This window comes from Actinacidiphila epipremni (assembly GCF_012034175.1).
GTDB lineage: Bacteria > Actinomycetota > Actinomycetes > Streptomycetales > Streptomycetaceae > Actinacidiphila > Actinacidiphila epipremni.
On sequence record NZ_JAATEJ010000009.1, the window covers coordinates 73,343 to 94,252 of the forward strand.

General features: G+C 70.9%; 11 protein-coding genes. 10 read left to right on the top strand and 1 reads right to left on the bottom strand.

Annotation, left to right across the window (positions count from 1 at the left end):
- Positions 1-30: 30 nt before the first annotated feature.
- The gene (locus tag HCN08_RS13950; protein ID WP_206318772.1) at positions 31-2,193 is read right to left on the bottom strand and encodes a hypothetical protein; all 2,163 of its coding nucleotides are present in this window, start codon (positions 2,191-2,193) and stop codon (positions 31-33) included.
- 296 nt (positions 2,194-2,489) lie between these two features.
- Here HCN08_RS13950 and HCN08_RS13955 point away from each other — a divergent pair, with 296 nt between their 5' ends.
- From HCN08_RS13955 to HCN08_RS14000, 10 genes are all read left to right on the top strand, one after another.
- Positions 2,490-4,022, top strand: coding sequence for a hypothetical protein (locus HCN08_RS13955; protein WP_167983359.1), 1,533 nt, complete (start codon positions 2,490-2,492; stop codon positions 4,020-4,022).
- Positions 4,015-6,726 carry a hypothetical protein gene (locus tag HCN08_RS13960; RefSeq protein WP_167983360.1) on the top strand — a complete coding sequence of 904 codons (2,712 nt, stop codon included), beginning with the start codon at positions 4,015-4,017 and terminating at the stop codon, positions 6,724-6,726. Before HCN08_RS13955 ends, HCN08_RS13960 begins: the two co-directional genes overlap by 8 nt.
- A gap of 301 nt (positions 6,727-7,027) precedes the next feature.
- Positions 7,028-8,665, top strand: coding sequence for a TIGR02677 family protein (locus tag HCN08_RS13965; RefSeq protein ID WP_167983361.1), 1,638 nt, complete (start codon positions 7,028-7,030; stop codon positions 8,663-8,665).
- A complete protein-coding gene (locus HCN08_RS13970) occupies positions 8,662-9,987 on the top strand; it encodes a TIGR02678 family protein (RefSeq protein WP_167983362.1) in 1,326 nt (441 codons plus the stop codon). Before HCN08_RS13965 ends, HCN08_RS13970 begins: the two co-directional genes overlap by 4 nt.
- A complete protein-coding gene (locus HCN08_RS13975; RefSeq protein ID WP_167983363.1) occupies positions 9,984-14,222 on the top strand; it encodes a TIGR02680 family protein in 4,239 nt (1,412 codons plus the stop codon). The genes HCN08_RS13970 and HCN08_RS13975 overlap by 4 nt, the downstream gene beginning before the upstream one ends.
- Entirely contained in the window at positions 14,219-15,481 is a 1,263-nt protein-coding gene (locus HCN08_RS13980) for a TIGR02679 family protein (RefSeq protein ID WP_167983364.1), read from the top strand. Before HCN08_RS13975 ends, HCN08_RS13980 begins: the two co-directional genes overlap by 4 nt.
- A 126-nt stretch (positions 15,482-15,607) precedes the next feature.
- Positions 15,608-16,813 carry an ATP-binding protein gene (locus HCN08_RS13985; RefSeq protein WP_167983365.1) on the top strand — a complete coding sequence of 402 codons (1,206 nt, stop codon included), beginning with the start codon at positions 15,608-15,610 and terminating at the stop codon, positions 16,811-16,813.
- Positions 16,810-17,856, top strand: a complete 1,047-nt coding sequence (locus HCN08_RS13990) for a ParA family protein (protein ID WP_167983366.1) — start codon at positions 16,810-16,812, stop codon at positions 17,854-17,856. Before HCN08_RS13985 ends, HCN08_RS13990 begins: the two co-directional genes overlap by 4 nt.
- Positions 17,857-18,683: 827 nt before the next feature.
- Complete coding sequence (locus HCN08_RS13995; RefSeq protein ID WP_167983367.1) at positions 18,684-19,859, top strand: hypothetical protein; 1,176 nt, start codon at positions 18,684-18,686, stop codon at positions 19,857-19,859.
- A 285-nt stretch (positions 19,860-20,144) separates the two neighbouring features.
- Positions 20,145-20,717, top strand: a complete 573-nt coding sequence (locus HCN08_RS14000) for a S1 RNA-binding domain-containing protein (protein ID WP_167983368.1) — start codon at positions 20,145-20,147, stop codon at positions 20,715-20,717.
- Positions 20,718-20,910: the final 193 nt, after the last annotated feature.

Consider the following 20,910-nt stretch of genomic DNA (forward strand, 5'->3'; position numbering starts at 1 on the left):
TCCGAGTTCGGTTCCGAGTCAGTGATCGCGTTACGTAGTCACGTGGGTGGGGGCCGAGCCGACGGTCAAGGTGCCGTCGGCCAAGCCCGCTATCGTCAGCCGGCGGGCCTCCGCCAGCGCGTCGGCCTGTGCGCGCAGCAACTGTTCCCGGCGCTCGGCCTCGGCCAGCAGCGCGTCGAAGCGCAGCACTTCGTCCGGATCGAGGTCGGGGAGCTGATAGTCCTCAATGCGCCGGGCTGCGCGTACGGCGCCGGGGCTGCGGGCGGTGCCACGGGCAGCGCCGAGCAGGGCGGCCAGCACCCGGGGGGTGAGCGGGCGGGCGGTTTCGCGGTTGAGGCGGAGGATGCGGGCGGGGAAGGCGACGACGGAGAAGCCGTCGTGGTCGACGTACAGCCCGAGGCGAGGGGCGAGGGTGTACACGATGTCACCCGGCTCGGTGAGCGCCGCTCGCTCGTACTCCGTGGCCAGCACCAGGCGGTCGATGCGGCGGCCCCCGACGGGCCGCTCGCCGGTGACCTCCCCGGGGCCGAGGACGGTGTGGTGGCCGTCGGGGACGAGGTGGGCGGGGTCGACGCGGTGGCCGGGGAGCCGGGTCACCCTGTGGGCCGCGATGAGTCTGCCGAGAGTGGTGCGCGGTGGAAGAGCGTCGCCCCGGCGCAGGACGGGGCCGCGGTAGGGGCCGCGCTGCTTCTCGTACGCGCGGGCCTCGGCGGTCGCGCGCTCCAGGCGTGCCTCGGCCTCGGCGATGAGGGCGGGGCGTTCGGCGACCTCCGTGGACCAGAAGACGGGCAGCGGCGGCGCGGGCGGGGTGAGCGGGCCGCGGAAGGCCCGATCCAAGTCGGCGACGGGGACGACGCGGCCGTACCTGGGGTCGTGGCCGTCGCGGCGCAGTCCCTCGGCACGCCAGAGGAGTACGTCCTCGGCGAGCCGCGTGCTGACATGAGGAGTGAGCGGCTCGGCGCGGATGTCGGCGAGGAGAACCTTGCCGACCGCCTGATGGACGGGGCCGCGGGTGAGCGTCCACAGAGCGGGTCGGTAGCCGGGGCGGAACGGCAGGACGCCGCCGGGGAGCGCGATGACCGACTCGACGATGTTCTCCCGCAGCAGAGCGGTGCGCAGTTGTGCGGCCTCGGTGCTCTTCAGCTCGTCGACGAGCGCGTCGGCCGGCCCGAGGACGACGGCCGTGCAGCCGGGCCGCAGGAGGTACGCGACCCGCTCCAGCTCGGTCAGGGCGGCGATCACCGAGCGGTCCTCACCGGGGCGGTAGGGGAGCTGGGTGACGACGAGGTCCGGGTCGGCGAAGCGCTCCTCCAGATCGGTGCCGGTCTGCACGTCGAGGTTGAGTTCTTCGACGCCCGCCAGCAGCAGACGCCGGCGGGTGATGCGAGTGAGCCGGTCGTCGGGGTCTGCCGCGAGGACGGTGAGGAGGTCGCGTTCCTCGGAATCGGCGATGACGGCGGCGAGCAGGTCGCCGGCACGGGCGTTCGGGTCGGCGAGGGTGACACGCGCGCCTTCCCCGAGGCGAGCGCGCAGGTCGGTGAGCCGGCCGAGGAGGTTCCGAAGTTCCGGGGTGACCGAGTCGGCGGTGAGGATGTCGAGCCCGAGCCGGGAACGGGCGGCGAGCAGCCACTCGTACGCGCCGTGCTCGCTGTAGGCGGCCTCGACCAGTTCCTCGGCGAGGTGGGCGAGAGCAGCGCCATCGGCGGGAGTCGCCTCGGCGTTGATGGTCCGCAGCTCGCGGAGGACGTACTCGTCCTCGACGTCGATACGTTCGGCCCGGCGGAGGACGCCGGCCCAGAGGTCCGCGTCGCCCGCTTCGGTCTCGGGGTCAATGAGCGGCCGGTCGTCGAGACGGCGCAGGCACAGCAGGCTGCCGACCGTCTCGACGAGCTGCCACGCCGTGAAGCGCTCGCGCAGGGCGATGATGCCGAAGAGGGCCAGCTCTGACCGGAGCTCCGCCGGGGCTGCGTTGCCGAGACCGGAGGCGATCAGCCACTCGGCCACCTGGGCGCCGTCGAACAGCGGCCGCCCCGAGCTCTCGGACACGGCGGCGGGGAAGTCCGGATGGCGCCGGCGCCAGGTGGACACGACCGGGCGCTTCACATGGGCGAAAGCGGCGATGTCGGTCATCGAGACCAGGAGTGGCAGAGGCGGCGTGGGACGGAGCGACGGCTCCGGCAGCTCAGTGACCATGGCGCGCCCTCCTTCGCTCTACCTCTTCGCCTCAGCCGCCGGCGACAGTCGCCCTACCCTTGTCGCACGCAGGCCGCCTCCAGCAGTCTCCCGCCGACCCGCAAGACGATACGCCAATCTCGAGCGCGGGGTTCGGCCGTTGCTTGATAAGGGGGGTTACCACACTCACCGAACCCCCAGCCAACTCATCTCGGCCGCATGAATCGCGTCCGAAACGACCCAACTCCCCGTGCAGATGTACCAAAATGACGGCCTGGTGACCCGGAGATGGCGTTGGGCGGGGTGGTGCGGCGTAAATGGATGAAGGCACGGTCTCCGTCATCGGGGACGGCCATGCCCCGGGGCTGGTGGACGGTCCGGAGTGGAGCCTTCCGGGACTGGACGTAGCCGCCGGCCGGTATCCGCTTTCGGTGGAGCGGCATGTAATGGCCATGGCCGATCACCTGGTCCCCGGGGTGACCACGGTGACACCGCACGGGCGCTACTACGCGCTGCACGGACTGATCGCGGCACAAGCCGACGCCGAGGACCTGACGGTCCCCGAGGCCCAGTCGTTGCTGCGCCGCGCCGAAGTGGCATTGGCCGCCGTATCGTTCGCGCACCATCCGCAGACTCTGGAATGGCTGCCGCGGGCTCACGGGACGGACGCCCTGGCTCGGCGGCTGCACGCCGGGACGCTCACCATGTCCGAGGCCGAGGCCCCCGGCAAGGACGGTTACGTCGGTAGCCGGTGGGGGTTCTGGGGACCGTACAACGGCTCCGAGATCGCACTCGGCATCCTCGCTCCCGGGCCCATGCCAGCTCCCGGACCGCGGCTGGAAACGGCCGCGGTACGTACGGGGCTGGACGGGCTGCTGGAGTTGGCCCGCGCGGACACGCTGCCGGTGGACAGCCTGACGTCTTTCGGCGACCGGCTGTGCGTATGCGCGGGCGGTGAGCGTGCTGACGGTGAGTGGCTCGCGAAGGTGATGTGCGAGCCCGCTGAGCCGGCGGAAACGGGCTCCCGCTCGACGACGCGACGGCAGACGATCCAGCTTCTGGCTCGAGTGGTCACCGAACATCCCGAGCGGATCCGGCGTTTCACCCGTGACATCGGACCTGTGCTCGCCTTCGGTGACTTCCTCACTTCGGATTCCGTGACGAGCGGCATCGACACGGCCGCCGCCTGGCGAGGAGTGGTGCTGCGCAACTACTCGGTCGGCGCGTGGCGCCGCCTGTGGTCCTGGCTCGTCGCGCAGGTCGACGGACTGCTGCCGATCGAGGAAGTGGCTGACCGCTTCGCTGCGGAACTACCGGACACCACGGTGGACGCCTTCCTGTCCGCACTCCCCGCAACGCAGAGCATGACCGGTGCCCCGCTGCCCGCCGAGGACGAACTGCGGAAAACCAAAGACAGTCCCTTGCCCCTCACCGAACTACGAGTGCTCGCCGTCGGTGCACGCCGGGTCGACGAACTCTCCGGCAGGGTCCGTGACGCGTTCCTCGGCCGGCGCGGAGTCGAACTCGGACCGGAGTGGACGCAGCGGAGGCTTGACGAAGCCCGGCCCATGAAGCTGCACGACTTTGCCCGCCGGATCACCCATGACCTGGTGGCGCGGTCGCAGCGGATCGCGCGCGCCAAAGCCCGCCGGCGCCCCGACGGCACCTTGTGGCTGCCGACCCGACTGCACGAGCGCGGCGGGCTGCTGTACAGGACGAGCCAGGAGGGGCGCGGCGACGTCGGCCTGCGGCTGGACCAGCTCGGAACCGTTCTGGCCACCTGCGGTGTACTGCGCTACGACGGCGGTAGTTGGTCGGTAACTGACAGGGGGAGGGCTCTCCTTGGCTGAGAACGTTCCAACACCGAAATCAGTGAGGGGACCGAACGCCTTCGCCTCACCGCTGACGCTCATCCTTGAGAAAGAGCAGGAGGGCGGACAACCCCTGCGAGAAGCCCTCTTCCTGAGTTTCACAGCCGATCTCGGATTCTTCGAGGATGTCGCCCTCGGCGTCACCCAGGCAACCGGCGCGCTCGTGACGGTGGTGGGAGACGTCCCCATGGCTCGCGCAGACGCCCGGTCCGTCCGGCGGGCCGGCCGCAGCTACCTCCCCGGTCATGCATACGCTCACGGTGCCGCCTTCCACCCCAAGTTGATGGTCCTCGCCGGACCGGATCACGCCACCGTCGCTCTCGGCTCGGGTAACACCACGCTGGCCGGCTGGCAGGCCAACTCCGAGCTGTGGACCGTTCTGCGGGTGGACGGCGAACAGAGCCCCGCCGCGGTGCCGGACCTGGCGGCATGGCTTCGTGGCCTGCCGGAGAGAGTACGGTTCTCCGCCGGCGTGCCGGACGCGCTGGGACGGGTGGCAGCGCTGTTGGACCGACTCCATCGCGACAGGGAACCTGCGGAACCCCAGGTCCGCCTGGTCAGCAGTCTTCGCACACCCATCGTCGATCAGCTGCCGCACGGGCCCGTTGACGAACTGGCCGTCTTCGCGCCCTTCCACGACCGGCGGTCAAAGGCGCTCCGGAGATTGCTAAAGCGCTTTCGTCCCGGCCGGTTCACCCTTGCCTACCAGCCCGGGCTCACCGATCTCGACGGACCGTCGATCGCCGACCTGGTGAAGGAGTACGACGGCCACATCATCAGCGACAACGGCGAGCGGTACCGGCACGGAAAGCTCATCGAGTGGACCTCCGGCGGGCAGCGGTGGGCCCTGACCGGCAGCCCGAACATCTCCGCCGCCGCCCTGCTCCTCTCCCAGGCCGAGGGCGGCAACTGCGAACTCGGCCTCATCAGCCCGGTCCCCACCACGCTCCTTCCGGACGGCACCGACGAGCCCGTCTCCCGGCTGCGCTCGGCCGCACGGCTCCCCCGTCCCCCGGTCCGCACCGTTCCGCTGCTGCTGGGTGCCCTGCGCGTACCGGACGGCCTGGAGATCAGCCTGGCCCGTCCCCTCCTCGACGCCGCACACCTGGAGATTTCCCCGGTCGCCGCGCCGCCGGAGACCTGGGAGCGCATCACCGAAATCCCACCAGGCCAGGACACACTGACAGTGACCGCTGCAGCGGACGCGGGCAGCCGTGTGCGCCTGGTCGTCGTCGACGGCGGGGGCGTACCGACGTTCGGCAACATCGTGTTCGTCGTCGACCCCGAAGCAGTGCTGCACCGAGTGGCCTCCAGGCGGCCGCACGCCCCCACAACGCAGCCCCTGGAGCTGTTCACGGACCCGCTGCTCGCTGAGCGGTTCCTCAGTGACTTGGAAGCGCTCCGTGCGGTGCTGGGGCCGGGTCCGGCAGCAGCCTCGGCGAGCAGCCGTAGTGGCGCGCCTGTGACATCGTCGCTGAGCAGCGCCGGGGACGGCTGGGAGCGCTATCTGGACGAATGCGCCGGACGCGTCGGGAACGCGCTCCTGCGCTTCGCCGTAGGACTGCCCCCGGATGTCGGCGCTCCCCTCCAGGACCTCCTGTCCGTCTCCTGGGACGATGAGGCCACGAACGACATCGAAGCCGCCCTCGAAGGAGACGACGCGGAGAGCGTGGCAGCGGATCACGACCCGGTGATGGCCGACGCCGAGGTGACCGCCACCACGCTGCCCGATCTCCGGAAGGCCGACGAGGAGGTACGCCGCAGGTACCGGCGCGTAGTGGAACGCATGGTGCCTCCCGCTCCCCAGTGGAGCCGTGAGAAGGAAAGCACCGTAGCCCCCGGCCCCAGGCGGGGCCCGGTGGACAGCCTGCTCGTCGTCCGGCTGACGCTGTGGATCATCGCGGCGGGCGCCTGGCCTCCCCGGCACACGGGCTGGGTCCCCCTGCTCTCCCGCGCTGTCCTTGCGCTGGCCCCGTCCGATCACCAGGCCGGTGTCCCGGAGACGTTCGAACCCCAGGTCGGCAGCCTCGCAGCGGTCGCCCTCGCCGTGCTCAGAAGCCATGCCCCACGCTACGAGACCACCCCTGAGACCGCGGCCTTCAACGAAGCCTCACGTGCCCTACGCCATCTGCTTTCCGCTATGGATGGCGCGTACGTCGCGGAATACACGAGGCTGCTCGACAGAGGCTCCGGCCCGTCCGTCACCGAGGCGGCCGTACTCGACGTCGCGTCGGACATCGTCCAGGACGATCCGCTCGCCGACGCGATGTGGTCCCTCACCGAGAAGGGCCGCGAGGCCCACCGTGACGGGCCGCTTCTGCTTCACATCCCCGGCAGCTTCACAAACCCGGCGCTGGTCGCACTCCAGGCAGTCGGCGCTGCCGAAGACGCTCCCCTGGTCGGAGCCTGGGCCGGCTCCACCGGCAGCGCTTGGGCTCTGGTCGTCTGGCGACGGCCCGACCTCATCGTGGTCGATGCCAAGGGGACCTCACCCCTCTGGAAGCACCACCGTCTCACCGGCTTGGTCGGCCCCAAGGCCCTCGCCTCACAGCCAAATCCCGGCTCGGCCCCCTCCGTCTCCCACGGCCCCCGCAACCGGCCCTTCGAACTGGCCCAGCAAGTCCTGCTGGAGCTTGGGCTGAGCGGGCCCCTCCCACCGCGGTGTGAGTCTCATCCGTGGTGACGTGACGACCTCGATGAGCCTCGTCGACGCCGACCACGCCGAGGTCCACCGCCCGACATGGCGTCGGGCACTCTCGCGGTCGCACGTGGAACGCGTGACCGAGCAGATCGCCGACGCCGCCATTGACCTTCTCAATTGGTCAGGGCGCAGCCGAAGACATCCAGCGGAGGGAAGACTGCCGCTGGGCCGACGGGCCGCGGAGCGGAGACGCCTGGGCAACCCCCCGTCGCACGAGCAGGAAGCGCGGGGATTTCGGTCGAAGCGCCTGCCCGTGTCACTGGTGGTGCGTAGCCTCGTCCGCATGGAGGAACCGTCACAAGAGGCCCCTACGGTACGAGCCGAACGCGACGGGGTGTGGCAGCGGTTGACGGCGTACGCCTATCTGAGCGCGCCCGAGCGGCTTGAGTACATGGCGATCATGCGGGTCTTCTGCGGGACCCTGCTGGCCGACCTGGCCGTACCGGACGTACGGGAGAGGCTCGCCGCTGCCGACGGGCCAGGGGCGGCGCTGGACGCCGACACGCTCGCCACACGGCTGGATCAGCTGGTCAGGTGGGGCAATCTCCTTCCGAGTACGCACACGGTCAAAGCGTCCAGCATCACCGAGTACCAGCGGGCGCGGTCCCGCTACCAGCTCTCGAAGCTGGGCGAGCGCATCCAGCGGGACGCCGACGAGGTTCTCGCCAGTGCGGACGCGGCGCGTGAGGTCAGCAGCGAACTGCTGGCGCTCGTCGAACGCGGGCTGCGGGATCTCGTCGAGTCAGTGGTCCGGCCGGGCGGCGCAGAGCCGCAGGACGCGCTGGAACGCGTCAGCACCCTTTTCGTACAGTTCGCGGAGTTCGCCGACTCCATAAGGGACTTCTACGCCTACCTGGGCCAGGTGCTGGCCCGGTACGACCTGGACACCGCCGAATACCAGGGCTTCAAGGAGCTGCTGCTCGACTACGTCGAGGCCATCACCGAGGACGTGTCCTTCCGTGCGCCACGGATCGCGGCGGCGCTGGACCGGCTGTGGCCGCACCTTCCCGGCCTGCTGAAGCAGCTCGACGCCCACAGCCAGGGGCTCTCGGGCGTCCCGGCCGGCGCGGGCGGGGAGTCCGCGACCCGAGTCCAGCGCAGCCGCGGCCGTGAGACGGCGGACTGGGAGGGACTGCGGGGCTGGTTCACCGACATGGAGGGGCGAGGGAGCCAGGTCGATCAGCTCCGCGACGCCACGTTGCGTGCGCTGCAGTCGTTGCTCGCCAATGCCAAGCGGATGCTGCGCTCCGCCTCGGGCGAGATGTCGCGGCGGAAGGACCTGTTGCGGCTGGCCCGCTGGTTCGACGAAGCTGCTCCGGAGGACGCGCACGACATCGCGGTCGCCGCCTTCGGTCTGTACGGTGCCCGGCACCTGGGGATCCCGCCGACGGCCGACGAGGGGGTGCCCGCGTACACGAGCTGGTGGACGGGCCCGGTCGTCGAGGTGCCGGTGGCCCTCCGGGAGCGGGGGTCGCGCGCGCAGCGGGGCAGGGCCTCGGCGGTGGAGGACCACTCGGCGCAGAAGCAGAGGCTGGCGGAGGCCGCCCGCTCCCAAGCAGAGGCCAGACGTGCCGCCGCGGAGGAGTTGCGGAGTGCTTCCGGTCGCTTCGCACAGCTGCGGCTGACCTCGGCCGCTCTGTCGCTGCTGCTGGAGCTGCTGGCCACGGCCCTGGGCAACGCCCGGATACGCCGGGCCGGGAACAGCGCCGCGGAGGGCCCGGGACAGGACCGCGGCTTCGCGGTGGACGGCGCCAGCAGCGAGGACGCGGAGCTGGGGATCCGTCTCACCGTTCGCCGGGTGGACGGCTTCGACACCCTGCTGCACTCGGCCGACGGCGACCTCACACTCGACGGCCTGGAGTTGTCGGTGGTGGGCGTCGCCGACGGTGCTTCCGTCGAGACGCGGGCAAGCGCCTCATGACCCTCCCCTCAGCTCACGATGTGGCCCTCGCGGCCGAGCGCCGCAGCGCGGGACGGCTGTTGCTCGCCCATCCGCTGGTGACCGCGGACGGTCCCCACGCCGACCTCTTCCCCCTCATCCGCCGCCACGCCGACTGGCTCGCACAGCGTTTCCAGCAAGTGCTCGGGTACTGGCTGCTCGTCGACACCTCCTACGCCCGGCTGTTCAAGGCGGGCCTGGGGCGGGGTGCGGGGCACCGGTTGCAGCGGTCCAGCGGCGTTCCCTTCACCCCGCGCACCTACGCCTGCCTGGCCCTCGCCCTGTCGGTGCTGGTGACGGCACCCGAGCAGATGCTGCTGTCCCAGCTCGTCGCCGATATCAAGGCGGCGGCGGCCGACGCCGGCATGGAGTGGGAGGACGCCGGCAGGGCCACCGGCAAACGTACGTTGAGCGCAGCCCTCCGGCAGTTGGTCGTCTGGGGAGTGCTCGCTGAGACGGAGGGGAGCGTCGGGGCCGTCGAGCAGGAGGACGGCGGCGAGGCATTGATCTCGGTCGACCGGGAGAGGGCCCGAGCGGTGGTCGCCGGCCCGCTCACGCAGAGCGCGAGCGGGGCCGACCTCGTACGACGGGCGGCCGACCCGGGCTTCGGCGGGCCGCGCACGTACGTGCGGCGCATGCTCGTGGAGACCCCCGTCGTCCATCTCGACGAGCTGACCGACGCCGAACGCGACTGGCTGCGTACCCGGCAGCGCCGTGAGGCCCAGGCGTTCTCCGAACTGCTGGGCTTGGAGACGGAGATCCGGGCCGAGGGCGCCGCCCTGGTGGACCCGGAGGACGAACTGTCGGACCTGGACTTCCCCGGGAGCGGAACGGTCGCGCAGGCCGCCCTGCTCGCGCTGGGTGAACTCGTCGAGAGGCTGCGTCCCGACCGGCCCGGTCATCCCGCGACCGGTGGCCGCCTCGTCATCGGCGTAGCGATCCCCGACGGGCTGATCGACGAGATCCTGGTGGAAGTCGTCGCTTCGTACGGGCGGCGCAGCAACTGGAAACGCGAACTCGTGGACGACCCGCAGGCCCTGGGTGCGGCGGTGGTGGACCTGCTCGTCCGGATGCGGCTCCTGGCTCGTGACGGCGTGCTGCGGTCCCAAGGCGCCGGCCTCCCCGACGGCTACGACGATGCCGTGCCCGAGGGCCGGCCGGTGACCGACGTGTCCGGTGCGCGGGCTTCCGGCAGCGGCCTGGTGCTCCTGGCCGCCGCCGCCAGGTACGCCGCCCAGGTCACCCTGCGGCCCGCCCAGCGAGCGGCAGCCGCCACCGACGAACGGCAGGAGCCTCTTTCATGACCGCCGACCTCCCCACGGTCCCCGCCCCGCGCCGGGCTCCGGCGACCGCCGCACGCCGGTTCCGGCTGCACCGGGCCGGCATCCGCAACGTGTGGCAGTACGACGAGCAGGATTTCGCCTTCGGCGACGGCAGGTTGCTGCTGCGCGGCAAGAACGGCGCGGGCAAGTCCAAGGCACTGGAGATGCTGCTGCCCTACCTGCTCGACGGCGACGCCCGTGCGCTCGACGCGACCGGCACGGGCCGCACCACGCTCGTCTGGCTGATGCTGGACGGCGTCGAGCAGACCAACCGCATGGGGTACCTCTGGGTCGAGTTCCGCAGGCCGGCGGACGAGACCGGAGGTGAGGAGGAGTTCCTGACCCTGGGTGCGGCGATCCGGGCATCGAAGTCCACCGGCAAGGCCGTCCCGGCCTTCTTCGTCACGCCGCTCCGGGTGGGCGAGAACCTGCATCTGGTGGAAGCGGGCCGGCCCTTGCCGCTGGAGAAGCTGAAGGAGTACGTCGGCACCGGGAATGTGACGGAACGGGCGGTCGAGCACCGTGCCCGGGTCGCCCGCGACCTGTTCGGGATCACCGATACGACCCGCTTCCGCAACCTCACCCAGCTCCTCCACCGGCTGCGCCGGCCGACTGTGGGCGACCGCATCGAATCCGGCGGACTCGTCACCCTGCTGAGCGAGACACTGCCCGGGTTGGACGACGAGGTCGTGGAGAAGGTCGCCCGCAACCTGCATGACCTCGACGCCGTCCGGAGCGAGCTGGGCAGGCTCGAAAGGACGGACGCGGCGCTGCGCACCTTCCTCGACGACTACCGCGGATATCTGTCCGGCGTCCTGCGCAGGGCCTCCCAAAGGGTGCTCGGCGAGCTGGACGTGCTCGCGGAATGGCGCAGAAAGGCCGGGGACGCGGCCAAGGAGGTCAGCGCGCTGCGGGAGGCGGAAAGGCTGGCCGTGCAACAGGTGACGGGCATCTCGGAGGAACAGGAGGCTGCCCAGGACGAGCTCGCCGCGTTGCAGAGCAGCGACGGCTACCGCAGCGTGCAGGAGCTGTCGGAGCGCCGCACGACCGTCCGGGCACTGCACACCGCGGCCGTGACGTCGTACTCGGCCCTGGTGTCAACCCACCGGGCCGAACAGGGCGCCGCGGAGCGACTGGCCGGCGAGCTCCGGCAGTCGGCGGACCGTCTGAAGGACATCGCCTCCGACCACCGGGAACTGCTGTCGGACGCCGAGAAGGCCGGACTGCCCGCCGCCCACCTCGGTGAGGCCGTCTCACCGCGGCAGACCGAGCTCGACGGACCGCGCACCGTCGAGGTGACCGACCCCGACGGCGGGCACCACTCCATGCGCCACGCACGTGTCGCCGCCATCGACACCGTCGCGACGGCGGCTGCGCTGGACGCATGGCACCAGCAGCTGGAGGCGGGCAGGATCGTCGCCGCCCACCGCTCGCGCGCGGTCGCCGAGGTCCAGCGGCTCTTCGCCGAGGCCCGCAAGGCACGCACCGAAGCAGCCGGCGCGGACGCGGAGCGGGAGCGCCACGAGCAGGACCTCCAGGAGACCGCTGCACGGCAGGAGGCGGCCCGCACGCACGTGGAGGCGGAGAGCAGCACATACCGGGAGGAGGTCGCGGGGTGGGCGGAGCGGCTGGGCACCGCACTCGGACCCGACTGCCCCGCCCTGGACGAGATCCTGGCCCTGACCGCGCTCGACCCGGATCCCGACGCCGCATTCGCGGATCGGACCTTGCCTGCGGAGATCGACGCCCAGGCCGCCGAGGCCGCCCACACAACCCTCACCCCGTACGCCGGCCGGCTTTCCGGTGAGCGCGACCGCCTCGCCGTCGAGGCTCGGCAATCGCGCGCCACGCTCAACAACCTGGCCGAGCAGCGGCGCCAATGGGAACGGCTGCCCGACCCCACTCCCCCGCCCCCACCGCATCGCCGCGCCGCGCGGCAGGAGGGGACGGGGGCGCCCTTCTACCGGCTGGTCGACTTCGCGGACGGGCTCTCCGACACCCAGCAGGCCCACCTCGAAGCCGCACTCCAGGCGAGCGGGCTGCTGGACGCGTGGGTCACCGCGGACGGGGCCGTTTTCGACGCCCGCACGCTGGACACCCTCCTCGAACCCCACGCTGCGGCGGTCGAGGGCCCGAGCCTCGCGACAGTCCTGCGTCCGGTGGACGCGAGCGGCACCGGCGTCGCCGTCGAGCGGATCGCGCGCGTGCTGTCGTCGGTCTCCCTGGCACCCGGCAATGACTCTCGTGCCGGAAGCGCCGTGCACTGGGACGGCAGTTGGCGTCTGGGTGTGCTCAGCGGACGCAGCGAAAAGCCTGCCGCCGAGTTCGTGGGGGCGGCCGTGCGTGCCGAGACGCGGCGGCGGCAGCTCGCCGAGCTGGACGCCCGGATTGCCGAGGTGAGCGGCCGGCTTTCCGACGTCCAGGAACAACTGGAGGGTGTCGACCGCCGCCGCGCGGCCCTCGACCGCGCCCTGCGGCGCTTCCCGCCATCCCGGCGGCTCTACGACGCGTGGGCGGAGGCCGCCGCAAAGGACGCCGCGGCACGGGAGTTGACCGGAAAGGTGTCGGCGGCTGCACGCAAGGCGGACGACGCGCGCACCGCCGCGGTGAGAGCCCGTACGGTGGCCGAGGCCGCGGCCACCGCGAACGACCTGCCGACCGACACCGAGGCCCTGGCCCGTACCGCCACCGCCCTCACCGTGGTGCTCAGCGCGCTCGGACGGCTGGCCAGGACCGTCCACCGTGCGTCCGCGTCGCTCGGCGAGGGGCAGACCGCCCGGGCGACCTACAGCAGCGCGCGTGAGGACCGCCTCGGCGCCGAGGCGGACTACCGGTCCCGGATGGACGAACTGCGTCCCGCCCGTGCCCGCCTGGCGACGCTGGAGGAGACGGTCGGCGCGTCCGAGAGCGAGATCCTGGCCCGCGAGGAAGCCGTCACGTCGCGGATCAAGGCGGCTTCCCGGGCCCTGCCCGCCGCACAGGACGCCGCAGAGCGCGCGCGGGATGTGCGGGTGCGGGCGGAGGAGAACGAGAAGCGGCTCCGGGACGACCTGGCGCGCCAGGAGTTGGCAGTTGTCACTGCGGGGAGCGCGTTGCGCGGAGCGCTCGGGCGCGCTGAAGTGACGAGGGGGGCCGGACTGGAGGCCACCGCGCTCCCACTCGGAGAAACCGACCTGCCCGAAACGGACGTACGGGCCAGGGTCCGGCTGCTGAGGCAACTCGCGGAGGCCGTGAGCGCAGGGCTGGCGCGGCGCACCCGGGACGTGTCGGACAGCATCCTCATGAACCGCTACACCACCCTGCGCGACGCGCTGGCCGGCGGCTTCGACGCGCAACTGCTCGAAAAGGACGGCATCAAGGTCTGCCGGCTCCTCGACGACCACGGCTCGCACGACGTCGCCGTCGTCGGGCTGCGGATCGGCGAGCAGGCAGCCGAGGCCCGCGGCCGGCTGACCGAGCGCGAAAGCGAGGTGTTCCAGCGTTTCCTCACCGGCGAACTCGGCGACCACCTGTCCGCGCAGGTCATCGCGGCCGCCGGTCTCGTCGCCGCCCTCAACGACACGCTCAGGACGGTCCGGACATCGCACGGTCTCGGAGTCGAGCTGCAGTGGAAGCTGCACGAGGACGTGGATGCCGATGTGCGCGCCGCCGTGGAGTTGCTGCGCAGCCCCTCGGGCCTGCGCACCCGCGAGCAGACGGAACAGCTGCGGGAGGTGCTACAACGCCGGATCGAGGAGGCCCGCAGGGCCGACCCGGCAGCCGGCTACGCCGCACATCTGCGGACCGCGCTCGACTACCGGGGCTGGTTCCGCTTCCACGCCTTCGTCGTCGAGGACGCCCGCCCGGGCCGCAGGCGCCCGCTGACCGGCCGTACCGGCCTGAGCCAGGGAGAGCAGCGGGTGCTCTCCTACCTCGTCCTGTTCGCCGCGGCCGCCTCGCACTTCACCACCCTCGGCGAATCCGCCCCGCACGCGCCGCGGCTGATCCTGCTCGACGACGCCTTCGCCAAGGTGGACGAGCCGACCCACGCACGGCTGGGACGCATCCTCGTCGACCTCGACCTGGACTTCGTCCTGACCAGCGAACGCCTCATGGGCAACTGGGCCGACGTCCCCTCCCTGCACATTTACGAGTGCCTGCGCGACCCCCACGTCCGCGGTGTGGCCACGCTCCACTACACGTGGAACGGGCGGAACCGGCGGCTGGTGTCGGTATGAACACGATGCCCGCCGAGACGCGTGCCTGGCTCACCGGGCCAGGTCTCCAGCGGCTGTGGACCGCCCTGCGCGCCCGCCTGGAGCGCAACGGCCTTCAGGCGACCGGCACGCTCAGGCTGACCGGTCTCGATGTCCCCGAGCGGACGGCCCTGTCGCAGCTCCTGGGCAGGACCCTCACCGGCGCGGAGGCCACCATACGGCTCGCCGAGCTCGACACCCGCCTTCGCGCTTCGGCCGCCGGAGCCGGCCTGGTGGCCGTCGTCCAAGCTCTCGGACCGCCCCTGACCGACCGGCGGGCGGCGCGTGCGGACGCCGACGCACGCCGCGATCAGGTCTGGTCTGCCCTGTCCGACGCGCTGAGCGCTTCGCCGCTGGCCGGCGAGGCGTGGGCGCACCAGTGGTACGACGGGCTCCGGCGGGCGGGCGTACCGCGCGGAGTGAGTCCCGACACCGCGATCCGCAGCCTCCACCAGGCTCTCCACGTCCTCGTCCTGCTTCTCGGCCCGGGGAGAGGAGCCGTACGCGGCAGGGGCGAGGTCGCGACCGAGGCGACGGGGTCGGCGCACGGACTGGACGACGGTACCTGGCTCTCCCGGCTCGTCCAGCGTGGTGTGGCGCTCGCCCACGGCACCGAACTCCCCGCGGACGCTGCGGGCCGGCGAGCCCTCTGGCGGTTGGCCGGCGTCACACCGGACGAGATCTCCAGCACCGTCATCGTCTACGGACTGCGCCCCAAAGGCACCGGCTGGCGCGAGCACGCCCTACGGGACCGGGCGGACCACCACACCGAGACGCACCTGACACTCCGCGACCTGCACTCCATGGAGTTGGCCATGCCGCCCGGCACACTCATCCGTATCTGCGAGAACCCCAGAGTGCTGGAAGCAGCCGCGGACGCGGCGTGCACGCAGCCTCTCGTCTGCACCTCGGGAAGCGCCTCCACGGCCGTCACCACGCTGCTCGACGCCCTCACCGCCACAGGTTGCCGCTTCGCCTACCACGGCGACTTCGACTGGCCCGGCATCGCCCTCGCCAACCGCGTCATCCACCGTTACGACGCGGCCCCGTGGCGCTTCCAGGCCGAGGACTACGAGCGGCTCGCCGCGCGCGCCCAAGCGATGGGCATCCCGCAGCTCCCGCTCTCGGACCTGCCCGTCGACGCGCACTGGGATTCCTCCCTCGGACCCACCATGGAGGCGCTGGGCATCGCCCTCCACGAAGAGGCCACCCTCGACCTACTGGTGGAAGACCTGCGCTGAGGAGCTGGACCCGATCCGCACGAAGCTTTGATGCCGGACGCCCGATACCGACGAGGAGGCGCGCACGCACAACTTCTTGGGTGCTGCGGCAACGGATCCGATACCGACGACGAGCCATGATGAAGAATGAACACCGTGAGCACCCAAGATCTGGCCCAATCCCTGGGTACCCGCGAGACACCGTGGCTCGAGTTCAAAAGCACGGCGAAGCGCGCCGGCAAACGCGGTGACGCGATCGGCAACGCGGTGTGCGCCATGGCCAACGACCTCGCGGGACATGGGGGCGGCGACATCCTCGTCGGTGTCGACGACAAGGGCGAGCCTGTCGAAGGTGTCGACATCAGTGACCAGGCGCTCCTCGCACTGACCGACCTCCGGGACGACGGCCGGATCCTCGACCGTCCCTCGTTCACCGTTCAGGCGGCCGTCTACCGGGGCAAGCCCGTGGTGCACATCCGGGTGGAGGCGTCGGGAACGCCGCCTGTTCGCTTCGAGGGCGTGGTCTGGGTGCGTCCAGGCCCCACGACACGACGGGCGACGCGAGACGACGAACGGGTGCTGACCGAACGCAGACGAGCGGCGGACGGCCCCTACGACACCCGGCTGGTGCCTGCGAGCACCCTCGACGACCTCGACCTGGAGGTCTTCCGCAGCACCTACCTCCCATCCGTGGTCGACCCGGACGTCATCGAGGAGAACGGGCGGCCGCTGCCCCAGCAATTGGCCTCGCTCCACCTGACCCGTTCGGTGGATCGCCCGGTTCCGACCGTTCTCGGGCTCCTGGTCGCGGGTTTCGACCCCAGCGCCTTCATCCCAGGAGCGTACGTGCAATTCGTTCGCTACCAGGGCATCGACCTGGACGCACCTATCGCCGACGACCAGGAACTGCGGCAGAACATCATCGATACCGCCGCACGGCTGGAGCCCGTCCTGCGCGGGCATCTCCGGACCCGACTGGTGGAGAAGGGGTTCCGCGAGGAGCAACATCCCGAGTATCCGTTCGAGGCACTACGGGAGGTCTGCATGAACGCGCTCATGCACCGCAACTACGAAACCTCCTACGCGCCGGCCCGCATCGCATGGTTCGACGACAGGATCGAGGTCACCAACCCGGGCGGGCCCTACGGGCAGGTGCGAAGCGACAATTTCGACCGGGTCAACGACTACCGGAACCCGTCCCTGGCCGCCGCCATGAAGTCACTCGGCTACGTCAACCGGTTCGGCCGGGGCATCGGTCGGGTCCGGGCCGCGCTGGAACGCAACGGAAACCCCCCACCTGAATTCCAGGTCGACGAATCCTCGTGGTCCGTCACCCTGCGGGTGGCGACATGACATCCATCGCGCTCTTCAACAACAAGGGCGGCGTCGGCAAGACCACCCTGGCATACCACCTTGCTCACATGTTCCAGCGGCTCGGCCTTCGCGTGCTCGCAGTGGACCTCGACCCCCAGTCGAATCTCACGGCCATGTGCCTCGACGAAACCGAACTCGAGGAACTGTGGGAGGACTCCTCCGAACTCATCGAGCAGGGGGTCAAACACCGCGCGCTGCCAGCCACCGGACGAGTAGGACCGGGCCAGACCATCGCCGACGCCGTCCGCCCGATCCTGGAGGGCACCGGAGACATCCGGCCCGTCCACCCCGCCGCCGTGGCACCGGGGCTCTGGCTGCTCCCGGGCAGCCTCGAACTCAGCCGCTTCGAGGACAAACTCTCCAACGAGTGGTTCAAGACCTACGCCGGCGACCTCGCAGCCATCCGGACGACGACCGCCTTCCACCGCATCATCCAGAGCGCTGCCGGAGAGGTGGACGCCGACATCGTCCTCATCGACATCGGGCCCAACCTCGGGGCGATCAACCGCGCGTCACTGCTCGCCGCGGACGCAGTGCTCATGCCGCTGGCCGCCGACCTCTTCTCGCTCAAGGGTCTGCGCAACCTCGGCCCGACCCTGCGGAACTGGCGGCGGGACTGGCAGCAACTCATCCTGCCTCGCGTCCCGGACAACATCTCCGCGCCCAACGCCGTGATGCGGCCCCTCGGCTACGTGATCATGCAGCCCGAGATGCGCCTCGACCGCCCCGTCAAGGCCTATGCACGCTGGCTGGAACGCATCCCCTGGGTCTTCGGCACGGCTGTACTGGGCCAGGAGACGGCCTCGTCCAGCGACCGCACGTACGAGATCGCGACGTTGCGGAACTACCGGAGCCTCATGCCACTGGCCCACGACGCCCGCAAGCCCATGTTCGACCTCAGGCCGGCAGACGGAGCCTTGGGAAGTACGCAGAAATACGTCCAGACCTGCTTCCGGGAGTTCCGCTTCCTGGCCGAGGCCGTCCTCGCACGCGTGGACGGCCGCGAGACTCCGATGAGCTGAGCAACCGAAGCCAACGGTCCCCCAACCACCCAGATCAGAACCCGGATCTCTGGGAGCCATATGGGAGCCGAACGGCTCCCCGAGCCCCCGCGATACCACCCCAGGCCCACCCGGCCCAACCCTCTGACCTGCGGTAATGCCAAACGCCCAGGCAGCGACCCGGGTTCGTCGGCGTTCGGGACGAAGAGGCCGTGGGTTCAAATCCCGCCACCCCGACTGGTGAACACGCAGGTGAGGGACGGCCTTCCGATTCGGAAGCCCGCCCCTCGTGGCGTTTGCGGAGACCTCGGGAGAATCTTGGGCGGGGCCTTCCTCCTCCAGCTTCGCACTGGTCTTTCTCTGCTCTGAGCAGCGCGGCGACAAGCGAGCCCGGGCTCATCCGGCAGCGGGCTTCGAGCGCGTCCTCCCGTGGGACGGTCTCGGGCCGGTTGGTGGAGCCGTGCCGTGAGAGCTGCCCGGGCAGGACGTCCGACGTGTCCATCGCCCGATACGAATCCTCTCGGGCGGGCAGCGAGGGAACTCGTCCGAAAGCGCAGCACCTCGCCGTTGCCGCCAGCGAGGGTGCGGTACTGGCCGTGCATGCCCGCGAGGGGCGCAGCGGGCCAGTCGGTGCGCTGCCCGCGCTGAGGGCAAGGTGCCGGCGTCGGGCGGCTCCGCTCCTGTTCCGCTCGCGAGGGGGACGAGAGCGACGTCACGGGAGTGCGGGAGCGTCAGAAGCACACCCTCGTGCCCGGCAGCCATGGTGGCAATGCCGGGGGCCGCCAGGCAGGATGCACGCCATGAGTGCCCCCCTGCACGTCGCCCTGCCTGGCCAGGGGTGGAATGTCATGGCTGATGACCCGGCCGGCCTGCTCTTCGCCGTCAGTTACGGATCGAACCCTCTGGAGACCGTCCTCACCGCCGTCGACCGGACCGGACGTGTGGAGTGGCAGCGCTCGTTCGCTGGAACCGGTCACCCCTGGGCGCGGGCGACCGGCCGCGGAACCGTCTGGGTGTCCCGCCCTGAGGCCGGCTGGAGCGTTCTGGAAGAAGTCGACGCGAACGGCCGCACCGTCAACTCCGTGGTCCCGCCCAGCCGGCCCGGGGAGGACATCGGCACCTTCGCCCTCGTGCCCGACGGCTTCTGCATCCTGTGGACCGCCGCAAGCCGGCTTCTGTGTGGGAACGGGCCGAGGCGTGAACCACGAGTCTCCCGCCACCGTGAAGACGGCACCCCTGTGTGGTCGACACCGATCCACCTCGGTGACCTCTCCTATCCCGGGATAGGAGAGGTCACGGAGGGCTCTGGCCGGCAGGTACGGCAGAAACCGGCGTGGACGCCGGGGGAGGTCACGGTCGCATACAACGAGCCGCTGATGATCAGCGGTAGCTCTGTGGCCGCTTCGTTCATGGACCGCGGAAGTGGGCTCGCCCGGACGTTCCTTCTCGATCTACGTACGGGAAAGATATCGGCCGCGACGCCATGGGCGCCCGACGGGCACAAGGCGATCGACCGGGACCGCTGCTTCCTCATCGGTGTCCAGGGCTACGGAGCCTTCGAGACAGCCCGGCTGACCCCCGAGGGCCGCCGTGTCGCCGACTGGCCGAGCCACGGAGCACTCACGGTCGGCACCGACGGTGCGACCTCCATCGTCGAGATGGAGAACCGGCTGCCCTCTCGCTCGAAATTCCGGCGACTGGAACCGGACGGCACCCTGACCAGCGGCCCGGACCTGCCCGGCTACTACACCGCACCCGCCGCAGTGGACCGGGAAGGCACCACCGTCTACTGGCGCAACGACCAACTGACAGCCGTCGACGCCGACCTGAACGTCCACCGACTCGCAAAACTCCCCGGCACCGGCATCACCAGCCGCGTCCTTATCCTCGCCCACGGCATGGTCGCCCTCACCCTCGACAAGGAACTCCACCTCGTCCGGACGCCGCTCGCCCCACTCGCCGCCGGCACATGGCCCTGCGCCGACCACAACATCCAGGGCAACCCCGTCGCCCGAGCCGTCTGAACGAGGCAGCCGCCCTCCTCGCACCGGGCTGCTGCGCCGATCTCGTAGACCCGGCCCCCGGATTGGGCCCTGGCTTCGTCGACCAACTCCGGCGGAAACCCCCGCCGGCCGGCCCCGGTCCCGCCGAACAGCCCCATGCCCCGCGCCTCCCCGGCGCCCAGGAGCGTATGCACACCCGCTCGCCCGCTCGAAACAGCCCGGGCCCGTCGCCCCCCCGTAAACTGCGGGCCAGGACAGCAGCCTTCCGTACGGGAGAGGTCGGCGTGAAGCTGAAGGACGAGCCGCATGGACGGAATACCTGAGCACCCGGAACTGCGGGCCTTCCTCGCATCGCTGACCCCCGGCGAGACGCTGTCCGGCACCGTTGCGGCGATCGAGCCGTTCGGAGTCTTCGTGGCCCTGGACGAGGGCCCGGCACACCCGCTCTTCCCCGGCGTCGGCTTCCTCACCTACCCCGAACTCTCCTGGCAGCGCTTCGACAAGGCATCCGACGTCGTCCAGGTCGGGCAGCGGGTGAGGTGCGAGTTCCTCCAGCCCGACACGTGGAACCTGGAGGCCAGACTCTCCCTGCGGGCGATGCAGCCCGACCCCTTCCAGGAGTTCGCCGACAGCGTCACGGTGGGGCAGGTACTGCGCGGCAAGGTGACCAAGCTGGTCCCGTTCGGCGCCTTCGTCCGCCTCTCGGCCGGGATCGAGGGCCTGGTCCACCGGCAAGACCTCGCATCGCCTCCTCCGAAAGCGGTGTCGGACGTCGTGCGGACCGGCGCCGACATCACGGTCGTGGTCACCGAGATCAACCGGACCCGCCGCTGGCTCTTGCTCGCCCGACAACAGGAGCCCTCGGACGACTCGCGCTGAGGCATCGCCCGTCCGCGGTCACCCTTCCGCCTCCCGGCGAACCATCGGCGGCCGGTCGAGTACCTCGACGTACATGATCCGCCCGCGCACGACCGTCCAGATTCAGCATGCCGCGGTCCGGCTGGAGCGCCACAGTACGGTGACCCTCACCGTACGGCTGCCCCTTCGGGGAATCAGCTGTGCGGATGCTCTG